The 16588-nt window shown below is 67.6% G+C and carries 14 protein-coding genes; 6 read left to right on the top strand and 8 right to left on the bottom strand.

All coding sequences use genetic code 11. The features are described 5' to 3' along the window. Positions 1-143: 143 nt before the first annotated feature. Positions 144-572, bottom strand: a complete 429-nt coding sequence (locus tag MZTS_RS04180) for a SufE family protein (protein ID WP_192281905.1) — start codon at positions 570-572, stop codon at positions 144-146. Between the two features lie 72 nt (positions 573-644). After that, entirely contained in the window at positions 645-1724 is a 1080-nt protein-coding gene (locus MZTS_RS04175) for a sensor histidine kinase (RefSeq protein WP_192281902.1), read from the bottom strand. 1012 nt (positions 1725-2736) lie between these two features. Between MZTS_RS04175 and MZTS_RS04170 the strand changes: the two genes are divergently transcribed. Next, positions 2737-3246: a hypothetical protein gene (locus tag MZTS_RS04170; RefSeq protein WP_192281899.1), complete on the top strand. Its 510-nt coding sequence runs from the start codon at positions 2737-2739 to the stop codon at positions 3244-3246. An 88-nt stretch (positions 3247-3334) separates the two neighbouring features. Beyond that, complete coding sequence (locus tag MZTS_RS04165; protein WP_192281896.1) at positions 3335-3499, top strand: hypothetical protein; 165 nt, start codon at positions 3335-3337, stop codon at positions 3497-3499. 48 nt (positions 3500-3547) lie between these two features. On the opposite strand, the gene MZTS_RS04160 is transcribed toward MZTS_RS04165, so the two are convergent. After that, complete coding sequence (locus tag MZTS_RS04160) at positions 3548-3988, bottom strand: VOC family protein (protein WP_009861712.1); 441 nt, start codon at positions 3986-3988, stop codon at positions 3548-3550. Positions 3989-4187: 199 nt separating this feature from the next. Here MZTS_RS04160 and pepN point away from each other — a divergent pair, with 199 nt between their 5' ends. After that, the gene (pepN, locus tag MZTS_RS04155; RefSeq protein ID WP_192281893.1) at positions 4188-6824 is read left to right on the top strand and encodes an aminopeptidase N; all 2637 of its coding nucleotides are present in this window, start codon (positions 4188-4190) and stop codon (positions 6822-6824) included. A 197-nt stretch (positions 6825-7021) separates the two neighbouring features. Further along, a complete protein-coding gene (locus MZTS_RS04150; protein WP_192281890.1) occupies positions 7022-9385 on the top strand; it encodes a PAS domain-containing sensor histidine kinase in 2364 nt (787 codons plus the stop codon). A gap of 162 nt (positions 9386-9547) precedes the next feature. Here the strand turns inward: MZTS_RS04150 and zwf are convergent, their stop codons facing one another. Together zwf and MZTS_RS04140 are read right to left on the bottom strand one after the other, a co-directional pair. Then, positions 9548-11026, bottom strand: a complete 1479-nt coding sequence (gene zwf / locus MZTS_RS04145) for a glucose-6-phosphate dehydrogenase (protein ID WP_192281887.1) — start codon at positions 11024-11026, stop codon at positions 9548-9550. A gap of 229 nt (positions 11027-11255) precedes the next feature. Next, complete coding sequence (locus tag MZTS_RS04140; protein WP_246481984.1) at positions 11256-11681, bottom strand: PilZ domain-containing protein; 426 nt, start codon at positions 11679-11681, stop codon at positions 11256-11258. Between the two features lie 288 nt (positions 11682-11969). Here MZTS_RS04140 and MZTS_RS04135 point away from each other — a divergent pair, with 288 nt between their 5' ends. Further along, positions 11970-12131, top strand: a complete 162-nt coding sequence (locus MZTS_RS04135) for a hypothetical protein (RefSeq protein ID WP_009865485.1) — start codon at positions 11970-11972, stop codon at positions 12129-12131. Positions 12132-12226: 95 nt separating this feature from the next. Here MZTS_RS04135 and cutA read toward each other — a convergent pair whose 3' ends face one another. Continuing rightward, complete coding sequence (cutA, locus tag MZTS_RS04130; RefSeq protein WP_009865486.1) at positions 12227-12550, bottom strand: divalent-cation tolerance protein CutA; 324 nt, start codon at positions 12548-12550, stop codon at positions 12227-12229. A 102-nt stretch (positions 12551-12652) separates the two neighbouring features. Here cutA and MZTS_RS04125 point away from each other — a divergent pair, with 102 nt between their 5' ends. After that, complete coding sequence (locus MZTS_RS04125) at positions 12653-13423, top strand: NAD kinase (RefSeq protein ID WP_009865487.1); 771 nt, start codon at positions 12653-12655, stop codon at positions 13421-13423. 129 nt (positions 13424-13552) lie between these two features. Here the strand turns inward: MZTS_RS04125 and mltG are convergent, their stop codons facing one another. Together mltG and fabF are read right to left on the bottom strand one after the other, a co-directional pair. Further along, the gene (gene mltG / locus MZTS_RS04120; protein WP_192281884.1) at positions 13553-14947 is read right to left on the bottom strand and encodes an endolytic transglycosylase MltG; all 1395 of its coding nucleotides are present in this window, start codon (positions 14945-14947) and stop codon (positions 13553-13555) included. 347 nt (positions 14948-15294) lie between these two features. Then, positions 15295-16557: a beta-ketoacyl-ACP synthase II gene (gene fabF, locus MZTS_RS04115; protein WP_192281881.1), complete on the bottom strand. Its 1263-nt coding sequence runs from the start codon at positions 16555-16557 to the stop codon at positions 15295-15297. Positions 16558-16588: the final 31 nt, after the last annotated feature.

The raw sequence follows: 16588 nt of genomic DNA, 5'->3' as shown, positions 1-16588 counted from the left end.
GATCGGAGCGGGTTGCGTCTCGGCAAGCCCGAGCGGCGTGTGAGCGAAGCCCAGATCCACCCTCCCGAAAGGAAGCAACCGGATTGGGTATGAGTTCATCCGAAAGGCCGCTCGACGCAGACGCGACTTCGGCCTCTCGAAGCCTACGCCCCGGCGGACAGGCGGGCCGCGTCCTGATGGATGCGGTCCACCATGGCACGCACGCCGTTCGACCGCTTGGACGTGATATGCGCTCCGAAATCCAGTCGCTTCAGCAGATCGAACCCGTCCGCCTTCATCGCTTCCGCCGGTGTCTTGCCCTGATACAGAGCCACCATCAGCGCCACGAAGCCCTTGACGATATGTGAGTCGCTGTCGCCGCTCAGGGTCAGGACCGGAGCGGATTGCGCCTCTTCGAGCGACGTATCGATCCAGACTTGGCTCTCGCAGCCGAAGACGCGCCTGTCCTCGGTCTTCCGCTCGTCCGGCATCTTCGGCATGAGCTTGCCCAGCTCGATGACGTATTCGTAGCGATCATAGGGATCGTCGAGGATCTCGAAGTTCTCGATGATGGCGTCGAGTTTGGGTAGCATGGCACTCGGTTTCGGAGACGGGCGGAACTCAGGCCCGATATAGCGAGGGCGGGGCTCCGCCGCGAGGCGGCCTCAGCGCAGGGCCGGGGGAAGCGAGGGCGGGACGTAGGCCCGCGGTTCCGGCAGGTGCAGCAGCAGGGGGTCCTCCGCCGTAGCAGTACCGCTGACTGCGATCTCCGCCTGGGACGCATAGGCGGCGATGAGGCGTGGCCCGAGCTTCGGCACGCAATCCCGCCCCTCGGCGGCAGCCTCGCCCGAACCGGAGACGATCGACAGGGTGACCGGGGCGCCGATACCGGCATCGATCCGGATGACGATGCTGCAGGTCACGGCCTCGGTGGTGGCGTCGAGGCATTCCGCAACGACCTCGGCGACGATCATGCCCAGCGCGTTGGCGGTGCGAGGCTCGACGAGGCTCGTCCCCTTCCCTTCCACCGCCACGCCGATCCGCCCGGCCCGGCGCAGCTGCCCGAGGCCGGAGGCGAGGCGGTGGAGATAATCGCGCAGATCGATCGAGGCGATGTGGGGCGCCTCGTGCAGGTGCTGCTGGACCAGGGCGATGGCGCGCACGCGCTGTCCCAGGGCGTCGAAGCTGCCGCGGCAATTCTCCGGCGCGGCGCGGCCGTAGAGGCCGATCAGGCTCACCATCACCTGAAGGTTGTTGCGCACCCGGTGATAGATCTCGGCGAGCAGCGTCTCCTTCTCGATGAGTGCGCGCTCCGCATGCTCCTCCGCGTTCTTGCGGTCGGTGATGTCGAAGCACGAACCGAGATAGCCGTGGAAGACGCCGTTCTCCTCGAGCGGGCGGCCGGTATCGAGCAGCCACCGATAGGCACCGTCATGGCGGCGGAGGCGGAACTCCACCGTGAAGGGCAGACGCGATTCCAGCGCCTCCGCGACGATGCGGGCATGGCGCTCGAAATCGTCCGGATGCAGGCCCCGGCGCCAGCCGTCACCGATCTCGTCGGCGAGCGGGCGCCCGGTGAACTGAAGCCAGCACTCGTTGTGGTAGGTGGAGCGGCCGGCATGATCCGTCCGCCACATCATCAGCGGCACATGATCGGCGAATCGGCGAAACCCATCGCCCAGATCGAACGGGCTCTGGGCTCCGTCCGGTCCCGCGTGTCCGCTCATTGGCGTGTCAGCACCCATTCCGCTCGTCGTTCGCTCGCCGCTTTAGCCTGAAAGGAAACCTGGTCCCGCGCCGGTCAACGTATGCGGGTTAGGGCCGTTCCGGGCCGTCCACAAGTCGACAGAACCATCCTTTCCGAACAAGTCGTAGCTGTGATGTGCGGCCAAGCTCGGCATCACGAATGCTCGATCATCGCTCGGATGCATGCGACACGAGGCACAACCGGAAGGGGTTTGGCGGCCGGCGGCCCATCGAGGTCTGGATGATCGCCGCGGGCGTGAGCCGCCGCGGGTCGCGGGTGATCGATCACCTTGCCGGTTGGGCGGCGCGACGGAAACGGCATCCGATAGGCGGGACATGAGGGATGCTCGACCGAAGATTGGATCGCTAGGGAAGAAGCTGAGTGTCTCACAAAACCCCCGTTGCGCCGTCGCGGCCGAAGAGAGCACAGTGCGCGGCCGGAAGTCTTATGAGGCACTTTGAGGCGGCTGCGACGTGAGACGAGGGCGAATCATCGACGCCACCCCAGATGACGGCGACATGCCAAGAGCGCCCGCACGCAAATCGGAAGTACGCAATCCAGCCCCGATCGATACACCGCTCAACAAATGATGTATTCGCGCAATCGTTTGCCCGGGAAACATCATCGTCTCGCCTGAATCTTCACCCATTTTTGCATTGCAATAGATCCAATCGAGACCTCGCCACCCTCTCGCTTTGCGAAATGCAATTGCGGGTCTTGCCTCGCTGGGCGAGACATGCATTGTACTTTCTGTCCGCACCAGACCCTGCGGGAGAGCCCAGCTCGGCAGTACTCGCCGTTCATGGCGTCGACGAGCGACCGCCCCCGGAAGCTCCGAGGCACAATCTCGTGAGGGTTGGACGATCTGGCGGGTGGCGCATCTTGCGCCCCACCGAAGGGCTCGCGCAACCGGCTGCAACGCCGGAAGGGCCCCCAGGCACCCACGACAGAGGGGGGCACGAAGTGCTGGCAACGGGCATTTCGCATGCCCGGACGTCGTGGGGAGCAGGATGGACACGGACGATTTCGCTTACGATTTCGAGGCGCCGGGCTCGGATTGGAATTACGAGCCCTCGCGGGCCGATCTGTTCCGGCAGATCGATGCGCCCCTCTACACCACCGACTCCGAAGGGTGGCTCACCTACTACAACGAGGCCCCCACGGAATTGTGGGGTTTTCGCCCGGTGCTCGGCAAAGCCCGCTGGTGCGGGGCGTGGCAGCTGTTCGAAGCGAGCGGCGCGCCGCTGCCGCACGATCTGTCGCCCCTGGCGCTGACGCTGAAGGATGGGCGCGCGATCCGCGGATCGCAGATCTGCCTCGAACGGCCGGACGGATCGCGGGTGGCGTTCATGCCCTACCCGACCCTGCTGCGCGACAGGACCGGCGCGGCCGTAGGGGCCTCCAACATCCTGCTCAAGATCGAGCGGCCGAGCCTGAGCGTCGTCTTCCGGGGTTCGGTTCGCGGCCGGCAGACCCTGCGCGCAGCTCAATCCGTGGGCATGCACAGATGTTCGGCGTAACATTGCCGGAGGCGGTGCCGGGATCCACCTCGTCCGAGCGGGGCGGCTCTTAAGACTGCTCCGCAGTTTGAGAGACAAGGAGGAGACCATGTCGGCCGAAACCCACTGGAGCCTCGACGCCGTTCAGAGCCTGCGCAGCATGGCCCGCGAGGGCGTTCCCGTCTCCGTCATCAGCCTCCGGCTGAAGCGGCCCGTCGATGCGGTGAGTGCCAAGCTCGCCGAACTCGGCATCACCCCCAAGCTCGAACTCTGAGCGAGCGGAGGGCGCCCGCCGGATCGCTCCCGCGCGGCGCCCGCCCCGTCACCACGAGCCGGTATTTTCCATGGACGCCCAGGGCTCCTGCGGCGGCTTCGCGCCGCCCTTTTGCAGGATTTCGATGGAGATGCCGTCGGGCGAGCGCACGAAGGCCATATGCCCGTCGCGGGGCGGCCGGTTGATGGTCACCCCGGCCTCCTTCAGCCGCTGGCAGAAGGCGTAGATGTCGTCGACCTGATAGGCGAGGTGCCCGAAGTTGCGCCCGCCCGAATATTCCTCCGGATCCCAGTTATAGGTCAGCTCGATCAGGGGCGACTTCTCGGCCTCGGCCCGCGCCACGTCCCCCGGCGCGGCGAGGAAGACCAGGGTGAAGCGGCCCTTCTCGTTCTCGACCCGCCGGACCTCCTTGAGGCCGAAGGTATCGACGTAGAAGGCGAGCGCGCGGTCGAGATCCGCCACACGGACCATCGTGTGCAGGTATTCCATGATTGCGAGATCCTCCTGATCGCCGCCTATCTGGGCGCTGCGGGGGCGAGGTCAATCGGGCCCGCGTCGCCGCCGCTCCCGGGGCCTGCTCCCGTTCGCCCTCTCCTTGTCGCCATTTCCGCGTTGCCTCCCGACCGGTCGCGCCGCACAAGAGCGCCTGCCCCGAGCCGCCACCCGAGCCGCAACGAGGAACGCTGGCATGCGCACCGAGACGCCCCCGACCGTTCGCCTCGCCGATTACCGTCCGAGCGATCACCTGATCGACCGGGTGGAGCTCGATGTGCGTCTCGATCCCCGCGACACCCGCGTGACGGCGACGCTGGCGCTCCGCCCCAACCCGGCGGGCCGGCCGGACGCCCCCGTCGTCCTCGACGGGGACGACCTCACCCTGCTGGGACTCGCCCTCGACGGCGAGGTGCTCGCGCCGGAGGCCTACCGGGCCGATGCCGCGAGCCTGACCCTGCCATCCTGCCCACAGCGGCCCTTCACACTCCGGATCGAGACGCGGCTCGATCCGACCGCCAACACCAAGCTGATGGGGCTCTACCGCTCCAGCGGGGTCTATTGCACACAGTGCGAGGCCGACGGCTTCCGGCGGATCACCTATTTCCTCGACCGGCCCGACGTGCTGTCGGTCTACACCACCCGCATCGAGGCGGATCGCGAGACGGCCCCGGTCCTGCTCGGCAACGGCAATCCCGTGGAGGCCGGCGACATCCCCGGAACCGGGCGTCACTACACGGTGTGGCACGACCCGCTGCCCAAGCCCGCCTACCTGTTCGCGCTGGTCGGCGGGCGCCTCGACCGGGTAGCCAAGCGCTTCACCACCATCGAGGGGCGCGACATCGAGATCGCGATCTATGTCGAGCCGGGAAAGGCCGAGCGGGCAGCCTACGCCCTCGATGCGGTCGAACGCTCGATGATCTGGGACGAGCAGACGTTCGGCCGCGCCTACGATCTCGATGTATTCAACGTCGTCGCCGTGTCCGACTTCAACATGGGCGCGATGGAGAACAAGGGCCTCAACATCTTCAACGACAAATACGTGCTCGCCTCGCCCGAGACGGCGACCGACGCGGATTATGCCGCGATCGAAGCGATCATCGCCCACGAGTATTTCCATAACTGGTCGGGCAACCGCGTCACCTGTCGCGACTGGTTCCAGCTCTGCCTCAAGGAGGGTCTGACGGTCTTCCGCGACCAGGAATTCTCGTCCGACATGCGCTCCCGTGCCGTCCACCGGATCGGCGAGGTGCGGACCCTGCGCGCCCGCCAATTCCCGGAGGATGCGGGGCCACTGGCCCATCCGGTGCGGCCCAAGCACTATGCCGAGATCAACAACTTCTACACGGCGACCGTCTACGAGAAGGGCGCCGAGATCGTGCGGATGCTGCGCACGCTGATCGGCGAGACCGCCTTCCGCGCCGGCATGGATCGCTACTTCGCCGACAACGACGGCCGGGCGGCCACGGTCGAGGACTTCCTGAGAGCCTTCGAGGCGGTGACCGGCCGCGACCTCTCCCGCTTCGCCGAGTGGTACGAGCGCCCCGGAACCCCGCGGGTCGCGGTATCGGGCCGATACGATGCGGCCACCCGGACCTACCGCCTCGATTTCCGCCAGGCCCGGCCCGGCGCGGGCGCCGACGCGCCGCCCCTCGTCATCCCCGTCAGTCTCGGCCTCGTCGGGGCGGATGGCCCGCTCGATCAGGCGGTGAGCGACCGGGTGAAGGACGGCGTGTTCGTCCTCGAGGCGGCCGAGGACAGCCTGACCTTCACAAACGTCGCGGCGGAGCCGGTGCCCTCGCTGTTTCGCGGCTTCTCGGCGCCGGTCCGCGTCGAGGCCAGTCTCGACGACGCGGCCCGCCTGACCCTGCTGCGCCACGATTCCGACAGCTTCAATCGCTGGGAGGCGGCCCAGCGCGTCGCCACCGGCCTCATCACCGCGCAGGTGCGCGGCGACATGATGGAGATGACGGGCGCGGACCGCTTCGTCGCCGCCCTCGACACCTTCCTCGATGCGGAAGCCCTACGCGACCCGGCCTTCGCCGCTCAGGTTCTGGCCCTGCCGAGCGAGGGCGACATCGCCGACGAGATCGGTCAGGAGATCGATCCGGACGCGATCTTCGCAGCCCGCCGCGCTCTGCGCCGACGCCTCGGCGCCGGCCTGTGCGACCGGCTTCTCACCCTGCGCGAGGCCCTGGCGGAGCCTGCCGGCACCCTCTTCTCGCCGGATGCCGCCTCGGCCGGACGCCGGGCCCTTCGCAATGCCGCCCTCGATCTGATCGCCGTCGCCGATCCCGCGACGGGAGCCGAACTCGCGCAGGCGCAGGCTGCGGCCGCCCCCAACATGACCGACCGGCTCGCGGCCTTGTCCACCCTCGCCCTGCTGCCGGGCGAGGCGCGGGAGACGGGGCTCGCCGCCTTCGCCGAGCGTTACGCGGACGAGCCGCTCGTGCTCGACAAGTGGTTCGCGATCCAGGCGACGATCCCGGAGGATGGGACGGTCGAGCGCATCCGCCGGCTTCAGCGGCACCCAGCCTTCGCCATGACGAATCCGAACCGCGTGCGCTCCCTCGTCGGCAGCTTCAGCCTCGCCAACCCGACGCAGTTCAACCGGCTCGACGGGGCCGGCTACGACCTCGTCGCCGAGACGGTCCTGGCACTCGACGGCACCAATCCGCAGGTCGCGGCCCGCCTGATGACCGCCTTCGGCTCCTGGCGCCGGCTTGAGGGGCGGCGGCGGTCTCTGGCCGAAACGGCCCTGCGTCGCATCGCTGCCACGCCCGGCCTTTCTCGGGATGTGACCGATATCGGGACACGAAGCTTGGCCGGCTAGTTAAAGGATTGTTGAGGAAAGCCTTTTCGCGACTCGCGCGCATCGTGGAGCCGCTTTTGGGGCCGGAAGAGTCAACTCTCCTCTCCAAAAACGGCGTGGACAAAAGCCGACTCGCGATGTCCAATGTGAATACGATTCGGAACTGCCGGTTTGACCCCGGCCGAAGCGCCGTTCTCAGCCAGTGCAGAGGTGTCGATATGCCGGGGGCGGTCTCCGCGTCCCTGTCCGCGCGCGCGCGCGCGGACACGATCCTTGGGATCCAGCGTACGACCGGCACAGCTCAGGCCCGTCTCATCCGGGCCGAGACCTGGCTGCGCTACGCCCTGCCCGCCCTCCTCGTCGCGTTCATGCTCACGCTCATCGGCGTGGCCGTCATGCAGCTGTGCGGGCGCCATGACGAGGCGACCCGCACCGCCACCCGTGAGGTCGAGAGCTTCGCCCGGCTCACCGCCCTCGCCCTGGCCGGCACGTCGGCGGCCGACGAGACGCAGCTCGACCGGATGCTGCCGGTTCATCTGCTGCCGGCCGGCTGCAAGGTGCTGGTGATCGGCCCCTCGGGAAAAATCCGCCGCGCCTATCCCGGTCCCGTCCCGGCCGACAGCTTCGCCGGCTACCTCGCGGAGGGCGAGCCCATCGCGATCCTGGGGGAGAGCGCCGGCGCCATGACCGTCGGTCTCCAAGCCGGCGGGCAGGCCATCGTCGCGGCACGGCGCCTGCCCGACGGCGTCGGACAGGTCGCCGTGGTGCAGCCGCTCGAGCAGATCGAGAGCGAGTGGTGGCGGCTGTTGTGGAATCAGGCCGTCACGCTGGTGGCGGTCAGCCTCGTGCTGACGGGCACCGCAGCCGCCTACATCCTGCAGACGCGCCGGGCACAGGCCGCGGACGAGGTCTGCGATCTCGTCAAGCAGCGTCTCGACACCGCCCTGGGCCGCGGTCGCTGCGGCCTCTGGGACTGGGACATCGCCAGGGGCACGATCTTCTGGTCCGACTCGATGTACACCCTGCTCGGCTACACGCCGGAGAAGGATCTGCTCTCCTTCGGCGACGTCAACGCCCTGCTGCATGCCGAGGACGGCGACCTCTACAGCCTCGCGCGCCATCTCGCCGCGAGCCACGCCACCGTCGATCACGAGTTCCGCATCCGGGATGCCTCCGGCGAATGGATCTGGCTGCGCACCCGCGCCGAGATCGTCGAGGACAGCATCGACGGCAGCCGCCATCTCGTCGGCATCGCCATGGACGTCACCGAGCAGCGCCGGCTCGCCGAGTTCACCGCCACCGCCGACATGCGCCTGCGCGATGCGGTGGAGGCGATCTCCGAGGCCTTCGTGCTGTGGGATGCCAGCAACCGGCTGGTGCTGTGCAACTCCAAATTCCGCGACCTCCACGCTCTGTCGAGTGAAGATGCGGTGCCGGGCCGGCGCTACGACGAGATCATGGGCCGCGGTGCCCTCCCCCCGGTGCGACGCGGCATCCCCGGCGCCGACCGCGGCACTTCCCGCACCTTCGAGCTGGAACTGACCGACGGCCGCTGGCTTCAGGTCAGCGAGCGGCGGACCAAGGATGGGGGCTACGTCTCGGTCGGCACCGACATCACCAGCCTCAAGCGCCATCAGGAGCAGCTCGTCGCCTCCGAGCGCGAACTGATCGAGACGGTCAAGGATCTCAAGCGGTCCCGACGCACCCTGGAGCTGCAGACACAGCAGCTCGCCGACCTCGCCGAGCAGCATCTCGACCAGAAGGCCCGGGCCGAGATCGCCAACCAAGCCAAGTCCGAGTTCCTGGCCAATATGAGCCACGAGCTGCGCACGCCGCTCAATGCCATCATGGGCTTCGCCGAATTGATGGAAAGCGAGGTCTACGGCGCGCTGGGCTCACCCCGCTACGCCGATTACTGCCGCGACATCCAGCAGAGCGGCACCTACTTGCTCTCCGTCATCGACGACATCCTGCATATGTCGCGGATCGAGGCGAAGCGGGTGAAGCTCGTGCGCCGCGATATCGACCTCGAAAGCGCGATCGCCTCGGCCGTGCTGCTCGTGTCCAAGGAAGCCGCGGCCAAATCCGTCGCCATCGATGTCGAGCTGGCTCCCGCGCTGAACGTTTTGGCCGACGAACGGGCCCTGCAGCAGATCCTGCTCAACATCATCCAGAACGCGGTGAAGTTCACGCCGGAGCGGGGCCGCGTCTCCCTGCGCGGCCGCTCCTGCAACGGCTTCGTCCACCTGTTCATCGGCGATACCGGGATCGGCATCCCGAAATCCGCCCTCTCCAAGCTCGGGCAGCCCTTCGAGCAGGTGGAGACCAACCTTACCCGCAGCTACAAGGGCTCCGGCCTCGGCCTCGCCATCGCCCGCTCCACCGCCGAGCTGCATGGCGGCTCGGTCCGCATCCGCTCCGAGGAAGGGATCGGCACCCTGGTGCTGGTCCGGCTGCCGATGCCGACGCCCGCGCTCCTCAGCGAAATCGCTCGCGAGGCGGAGCGCGACAGCCTCACCGCGATCTGCGAGATGACCGGGGTAAGCCGGGCGAAGAACCCGGCCCCGCTTCCGGTGCACTGACACTGTCTCCAGCCGGGCGACGCGGAACCGGTCTCCCTCCGTCACCGCGCTCGGCCGTTTGAAGCGCGAGCCGAAAACCGGATGATTCGGCGCCTCGACGGCGAAGCCTCCGGCCACAACCGGTTCGAGGCCGCCTCCTCCCGTGGTCTCGACCGCGCGGCTTCAGCCGATCTCCTCGTGCCAAGTGCGGCCGTCCCGCTCGATCAGGGCGATCGAGGCGGTCGGTCCCCAGCTTCCGGCGGCGTAGGGGCGCGGCGGCTCGGGGCGCTCGGCCCAGGCCTTGAGCAGCGTATCCGCCCAGGCCCAGGCCACCTCGACCTCGTCGCGGCGCATGAACAGGGTGGCGTTGCCGCGCACCACATCCATCAGCAGGCGCTCGTAGGCGTCGGGATAGCGCTGCTTGAAGGTCTCCTCGAAGGAGATGTCGAGGTTGGTCGGGCGCAGGCGCATACCGCCGGGCCCCGGATCCTTGGTCATCACCTCGAGCTTCATCCCCTCCTCCGGCTGCAGGCGGATGACGAGGCGGTTCGGCTCGCGCCCGAAGGATTCCGCCGGGAAGATCGAGAAGGGCGAGGCACGGAACTGCACCACGATCTCGGAGAGCTTCTTCGGCAGCCTCTTGCCGGTGCGGACATAGAACGGCACCCCTGCCCAGCGCCCGCTGCGCACTTCGAGCTTGAGGGCGACGAAGGTCTCCGTCCGGCTGGCGGCATCGCTGCCGAGATCGGCCTGATAGCTCTCGACCGGGCGGCCGTTCACCGCGCCCGCAGCGTATTGGCCCCGCACCGTCACACTCTGCACGTCCGCCGCCGTGATCGGCTTGAGGGCACGCAGCACCTTCAGCTTCTCGTCGCGCACCGAGTTCGCATCGAGGGAGATCGGGCTCTCCATCGCCGTGAGGCAGAGCAGCTGGAGGATGTGGTTCTGCACCATGTCGCGCAGGGCGCCCGAGGTGTCGTAATAGCCGCCCCTTCCCTCGACGCCGACGGTTTCGGCGACGGTGATCTGGACATGGTCGATCACGTCGGCGTTCCAGAGCCGCTCGAAGATCGTGTTGGCGAAGCGCAGGGCCAGGAGGTTCTGAACCGTCTCCTTGCCGAGATAATGGTCGATCCGGAAGATCTGGCTCTCGGGAAACACCGCGCCGACCGCATCGTTGATGGCGCGGGCTGATTTCAGATCCTTGCCGATCGGCTTTTCCAGCACGACGCGGCTCTGCGCGCTGATCAGCCCGTAGCGGTCGAGGTTGCGGCAGATCGCGCCGTAGAGGTCGGGCGCGGTGGCGAGGTAATAGGGGCGGATCCGATCCGGCCGCTCCTCCAGCATCGCCTTCAGATCGTTCCAGCCCTCGTCGCCGAGAGCGTCGACGGCGACATAGAACAGGTGGTCGAGAAAGCCGGCGAGCTTGGCCTCGTCGATCTCGGTGGCGGGCACGAAGCTCTTGAGGGCGTCGCGGGCGCGCTCGCGGAACTCCTCCACCGGCATGTGGCTGCGCGAAGCCCCGATGATGCGGCTCGATTCGGGGATCTGCGAATCGCGGAAACGCTGATAGAGCGCGGGCAGAAGCTTGCGCTGAGTCAGGTCACCGGTGGCACCGAAGACGACGTAATCGAAGGGCGAGACGGGGATGATGGTGGCCAAGCACGGCTCCCATGATTCGCACGTGGTTCGGAGCGCGGTCCGCGGAAACGTGCCGCCTGTGCCGCACTGAACGCCGAAACACCCTGCGGTCTCCGGCAGAGTGGGGTTATCGGCTCAGGGCGACGGCTTGCAAGTCCATTGCAAGTGCGACGCCGCATGAGGTCCGCGAGGCGGCCGTTTCTGTCATCACCAAGCAGCCTCTCCAAGGATGGAAACAGACCCGCCGACTTCAACCGGTGAAGGAGTGGTCGCGCCGCGAACCGATGGAGCGATAGTTCGGCGCCGCTTCGGAAGCCGCCGCCTTCTTGTCCTCGGCGACCGGCAACTTGGCGATTCGGTCGATGCGCACGCCGGCATAATTGCCCCGCCGCCACGCCAGGATCACCCGCAGCACGAAGTCGCGGCCGACGATCTTGAGCATGAAGGACGGAGGCAGCGCGTAGGTCTCAGGGACTCCCAGCTTGGCGCCGGATTTCGAGATATCCTTGACGTTGCAGGGAATCTCGGTTCCGTCGAACAACCGGATCATCGCGATCCAATTGGTGGCGGAGCGCTCCTCCCGCCGCGCGACGAGGCCAGCCTCGGAAGGCACTTCGGCTTCGTTCACCGTACCGGCGAAGGCGAGATCGGCGGGCTGAAAGGGAAAATTCGGCATCGATACTACGGCGTGGCAACCTCGAATTCCATTAGCGAAAGAGTGTTGACACAAAATGTGCGACCCCCATCCGCACGGGTGGTGCCGTTTTTGCTCGCACACGACAATACGAGGTTTGCCGGATACTGATCTACACTGCACCGCAATCACGTCGCAGATTACATTGCGCTGCAGCAAAAAATTATTGGAGAAGAGAACAACGAAGGGACTTGCACGGCCTGAATGCCAGATTAACGTAGGCCGCATCGTAACGCGTTCGATGTTTGACCCCTGGCAGGGAGCGGTCCCATGTCCGAGCTCATCCGCGTGAAACCGACCCAGGACGGCACCTATACCGTCTATCGCGGGTCCCTCGCTCTCGTGGCGGGCCTTACGAGGCTCCAAGCCGAGCGCTACGAAGCCAGCATCGCGCGCCAGCCGCGCGCGGTCTCGCCCCTCATGGGCCTCTGAATACTTCCCATCGACGGTACGAGGGCGCGGGTCCGGCACGGATTCCGCGCCCTTCACAGATGCGTGACGGCATCATCGCGGTGCGGACGACCTTGTCAAACTGATGCCGTCTCGGCCTGGATCCAGGCCGCCGTGTCGGGGTCGGCGCCGCTGACCGGCAGACGCAGGATGACCGGCGTCTCGTAAGGGTGGCGCTGCTTCAGCGCGGTCGTCAGAGCCTCCGCCAGCCCCTCGCGGCTTTTGACGATCGCCACGACCTCCTGGCCGTGCTCCACGGCTCCCTTCCAGGCATAGACCGACAGCATACCCGGGATCACGTTGACGCAGGCGGCGAGGCGGGCGCGCACCAGGGCCTCGCCGATCGCGAGCGCAGTCGGCGCATCGGGAAAGGTGGTGTAGACGAGGAGCGGTCGCTCCATGCTATGGCTCTCCCTCGGTGGGCCCGCACCCGTTCAGGGCGTCCGGACCGACCCCGAGTGAGACCCGCTCGGCCTTCCCCGTCAACAGGGCTCGCATCACGGATGCCGCGGCGCTTTTCACGGATCGCCTTCGTGGCGAGCCCCACGGCGGAGGCGCGGGACGCGGCGGACGCCCTGATGCGCCGCTACGACCACGTCTCGCCCGAGGAGGCGGATGTCGTCGTCGCCCTCGGCGGCGATGGCCTGATGCTTCAGGTGCTGCACCGCTTCATGAACGCGCCCAAGCCGATCTACGGCATGAATCGCGGGACGGTCGGCTTCCTGATGAACGAGTTCCGAGAGGACGGGCTGCTCGACCGGCTGGAGGCCACCAAGCGCTCGACGATCCACCCGATGACCATGGTCGCCACCGATACGGAGGGGCGCAGCCACACGGCGCGGGCGATCAACGAAGTCTACATGCTGCGCCAGACCCACCAGACCGCCAAGCTGCGCGTCTCGGTGGACGACCATGTGCGCCTGCCGGAACTGATCGCCGACGGCATCCTCGCCGCCACGCCGGCGGGCTCGACCGCCTACAACCTCTCCGTCGGCGGCCCAATCCTGCCGCTGAACGCGCATCTCCTGGCGCTCACGCCGATCTCGGCCTTCCGTCCCCGCCGCTGGCGCGGCGCGTTGCTGCCGAACTACGCCCGCATCCGCATCGAGGTGATCGACGCCGAGCACCGGCCGGTCGCGGCGGTGGCCGATCACACCGAGTTCCGCCGGGTCTGCACGGTGGAGACGTGGCTCGACCACGCCACCAACCTCGTCCTGCTGCACGACCCCGGACACAGCCTGGAAGAGCGCATCCTGCGCGAGCAGTTCGGCTGAGGCTTTTGGGCAGGCCCGAGCGACCTAATCCCTTCAATCCCGGCGTCCGCTTCCTGACGGGGTGGGCTGGGCAGCGGTGATCCGCTGCCCGTCATCACACAGTTTCAGCCGAAGCCCTCAGGAGGCGCCTCAAGGGTTGCGCAGCACCGGTACGGTCTTCGGCGAGCCGAGATCGTAGGTCTTGTTGCGCAGGGGATCGAGCTTGGTGCCCTCCGAAGCGTCGAAGGCCTTCGGCCGCTGCCCGTCCGCCGGCGCCCCATCGAGGGCGAAGGCCGAGTTTGAGCCCGGCGCGTAGGCGGAGGCCCGACCGGGGGCCGCGCCGGGCTGCGCAGCATTGGGTTCGGCGGCGTTCGGATCGATCTTGTCGACTGCACCGGGATCGGGTTGCTGCGATTGCTGGCGGGCGCGCTCCACTTGGCGCCAGCGGGTCACGTTGCGCTGGTGCCCCTCCAGCGAGTCGGCGAAGGCGTGCCCGCCGGTGCCGTCGGCGACGAAGTAGAGATCCTTGGTGCGCGATGGATTGGCGACAGCCTCCAGAGCGGCCCGGCCCGGATTGGCGATCGGTCCCGGAGGAAGCCCCTCGATCACGTAGGTGTTGTAGGGCGTCGGCCGTTCGATCTCGGAGCGGAGAATCCCGCGTCCCAGGGTGCCGCGCCCACCGACCAGCCCATAGACGATGGTCGGGTCGGATTGCAGCTTCATCCGCTTGAGCAGGCGGTTGACGAAGACGCCGGCCACCCGCGGGCGCTCGTCGGCGCGGCCGGTCTCCTTCTCCACGATGGAAGCCAGCGTCACCATCTCGGCCGGCGTCTTGACCGGCACGTCGGCGCTGCGGCGCTGCCAGATCTGGCCCAGCACCTCGCGCTGCTTGGTGCGCATCAGGTTGACGATCTGCTGGCGGGTGGCGCCCCGCTCGAACTTGTAGGTGTCGGGCAGGAGCGAGCCCTCGGGCGGAATCTCGCCGATCTCGCCGGAGAGGACATCATTGTCATTCAAGCGGGCGACGATCTGCTCGGAGGTCAAGCCCTCGGGAAAGGTGATCGCGTGCTGGACCTGACGCCCGTTGGTCAAGGTCTCGATCGTGTCCTTCACGCTGGCATGGGCCTTGAACACGTACTCGCCATGCTTGAGCGGTCCCTTGCCGCCGAAGCGGGCGGCCATCTCGAACAGGTTCGGATGGTCGATGACGCCCTCGCGGGCAAGGATCGTGGCGATCTCGGAGGTGCCGCTGCGGTTGGGGATCACCACCACCTTGTCGGCCTGAAGCGGGCCGGGCTCGGCCGCCTGACGGTTGAGCAGAGTGAGCCCGATCAGGGCGCCGAGAGCGAGGACCACGCCGAGGGTCAGGAAGCCGCTGATGGTGGCGAGCAGGCCGCCGCGGCGGCGCTCCGGCTTCTCCGGCGGAGGTGGTGCGACGGTCGGCTTGATGGCCTCGCTCGGGCTGCGCGGCGACGGCCGGTTCGGCAGCGACGGCTCCTCGGGAGCGGGCGACGGCGAGGACGGCTCTTGTCGTCTGCGGAACATCGGGATCCTGCTGTGATCTCGTGGGGGCCTCGCGAAGGCCCGCCCGGAGCGTCTCGCCCCGTTCGCCGGGCATCGAGCCGAACGCTCGACGCCACAGCGCGACGGGCCGAAGATTAAGCAGTTTTGTGGCGAAATGGCGTTGGACGACACAGATGCCGCCACGCTCGTTCGTCAAGCCGAGGTTGAGCTGACGCCGAGCCTCGAAACCCAGGCCGATCAGTCAAGCCGCCTCCTTGAGCGGCACCCCGTCGCCTCTTCGGCCTCGATCCGGGGCATCGAAGCCGCATGACGGTGACGTGCGAGCGGCGGTCGAGCGCCTTGGAACCGGATGTGGGGCCTCCCCGCCCTCACGCCACCCGGCGCATCAGCAGCGAGGCGTTGGTGCCGCCGAAGCCGAACGAGTTCGAGAGTACCGTATCGACGCGCTTGCGCTTGGCCTCGTGCGGGACGAGGTCGATCTGCGTCTCGACGGAGGGGTTGTCGAGGTTCAAGGTCGGCGGCATCACCCCGTCGCGGATCGCAAGCACGGAGAAGATCGCCTCGACCGCGCCGGCGGCGCCGAGCAGATGGCCGATGGCCGATTTGGTGGAGGACATCGAGACCTTGGAAGCCGATGCGCCGAGCAGGCGCTCCACGGCTTTCAGCTCCAGTTCGTCGCCGAGCGGCGTCGAGGTGCCGTGGGCGTTGATGTAGTCGATCTCCGAGGGATCGATGCCGGCCCGCTTCACCGCCGCCGTCATGCAGCGGAAGCCGCCGTCGCCATCCGGCGCCGGGGAAGTGATGTGATAGGCGTCGCCCGACAGGCCGTAGCCGATCACCTCGGCGTAGATCTTGGCGCCGCGGGCCTTGGCGTGCTCGTATTCCTCCAGCACGACGATGCCGGCGCCCTCGCCCATGACGAAGCCGTCACGTTCGCGGTCGTAGGGCCGGGACGCCTTGGTCGGCTGGTCGTTGAAGCCGGTCGAGAGGGCGCGGCAGGCGGCGAAGCCGGCCAGCGAGAGCCGGTTGACCGGAGCCTCGGTGCCGCCGGCCACCATCACGTCGGCATCGCCGAGGGCGATCAGCCGCGAGGCGTCGCCGATGGCGTGCGCGCCGGTGGAGCAGGCGGTGACCACAGCGTGGTTCGGACCTTTGAGCCCGTGCTGGATCGAGACCTGGCCGGACGCGAGGTTGATGATGCGGCCGGGAATGAAGAACGGCGAGATGCGCCGCGGGCCCTTCTCGTGCAGGGTCACCGAGGCATCGTAGATGGTGCCGATGCCGCCGATGCCGGAGCCGATCAGAACGCCGGTGGCCTCCTGGTCCGCGTCGGATTTCGGGTGCCAGTCGGCGTCGTCGAGCGCTTGGCCGGCCGCGGCCATGGCGTAGACGATGAAGGGATCGACCTTGCGCTGCTCCTTCACCTCCATCCACGCATCGGGATTGAAGGTGCCGTTCGAGCCGTCACCGAAGGGCAGCGTGCAGGCGATCCGGCAAGCGAGATCGTCGGTGGGGAAGCCGGTCACGGCGGAAGCTCCGCTGTCGCCAGCGACAAGACGGCTCCAGGTATGCTCGACGCTGCCACCCAGCGGCGTGACCATCCCGAGACCCGTGATCACCACCCGACGCATTGTCCGATCCCAACCGATCCGTAAGTCCCCG

The organism is Methylorubrum zatmanii (assembly GCF_014845115.1).
Classification (GTDB): Bacteria; Pseudomonadota; Alphaproteobacteria; order Rhizobiales; family Beijerinckiaceae; genus Methylobacterium; species Methylobacterium zatmanii.
This window is presented reverse-complemented; position numbering and strand designations above follow the sequence as displayed.

Bases quoted from the DNA above. Each gene is read 5' to 3' on its own strand.
- mltG (WP_192281884.1), bottom strand. From the start codon at position 14,947: ATGTTCCGCAGACGACAAGAGCCGTCCTCGCCGTCGCCCGCTCCCGAG.
- MZTS_RS04135 (WP_009865485.1), top strand. From the start codon at position 11,970: ATGTCCGAGCTCATCCGCGTGAAACCGACCCAGGACGGCACCTATACC.
- MZTS_RS04175 (WP_192281902.1), bottom strand. From the start codon at position 1,724: ATGGGTGCTGACACGCCAATGAGCGGACACGCGGGACCGGACGGAGCC.
- fabF (WP_192281881.1), bottom strand. From the start codon at position 16,557: ATGCGTCGGGTGGTGATCACGGGTCTCGGGATGGTCACGCCGCTGGGT.
- MZTS_RS04125 (WP_009865487.1), top strand. From the start codon at position 12,653: ATGCCGCGGCGCTTTTCACGGATCGCCTTCGTGGCGAGCCCCACGGCG.
- pepN (WP_192281893.1), top strand. From the start codon at position 4,188: ATGCGCACCGAGACGCCCCCGACCGTTCGCCTCGCCGATTACCGTCCG.
- MZTS_RS04180 (WP_192281905.1), bottom strand. From the start codon at position 572: ATGCTACCCAAACTCGACGCCATCATCGAGAACTTCGAGATCCTCGAC.
- MZTS_RS04150 (WP_192281890.1), top strand. From the start codon at position 7,022: ATGCCGGGGGCGGTCTCCGCGTCCCTGTCCGCGCGCGCGCGCGCGGAC.
- cutA (WP_009865486.1), bottom strand. From the start codon at position 12,550: ATGGAGCGACCGCTCCTCGTCTACACCACCTTTCCCGATGCGCCGACT.
- MZTS_RS04160 (WP_009861712.1), bottom strand. From the start codon at position 3,988: ATGGAATACCTGCACACGATGGTCCGTGTGGCGGATCTCGACCGCGCG.
- MZTS_RS04165 (WP_192281896.1), top strand. From the start codon at position 3,335: ATGTCGGCCGAAACCCACTGGAGCCTCGACGCCGTTCAGAGCCTGCGC.
- MZTS_RS04170 (WP_192281899.1), top strand. From the start codon at position 2,737: ATGGACACGGACGATTTCGCTTACGATTTCGAGGCGCCGGGCTCGGAT.
- MZTS_RS04140 (WP_246481984.1), bottom strand. From the start codon at position 11,681: ATGCCGAATTTTCCCTTTCAGCCCGCCGATCTCGCCTTCGCCGGTACG.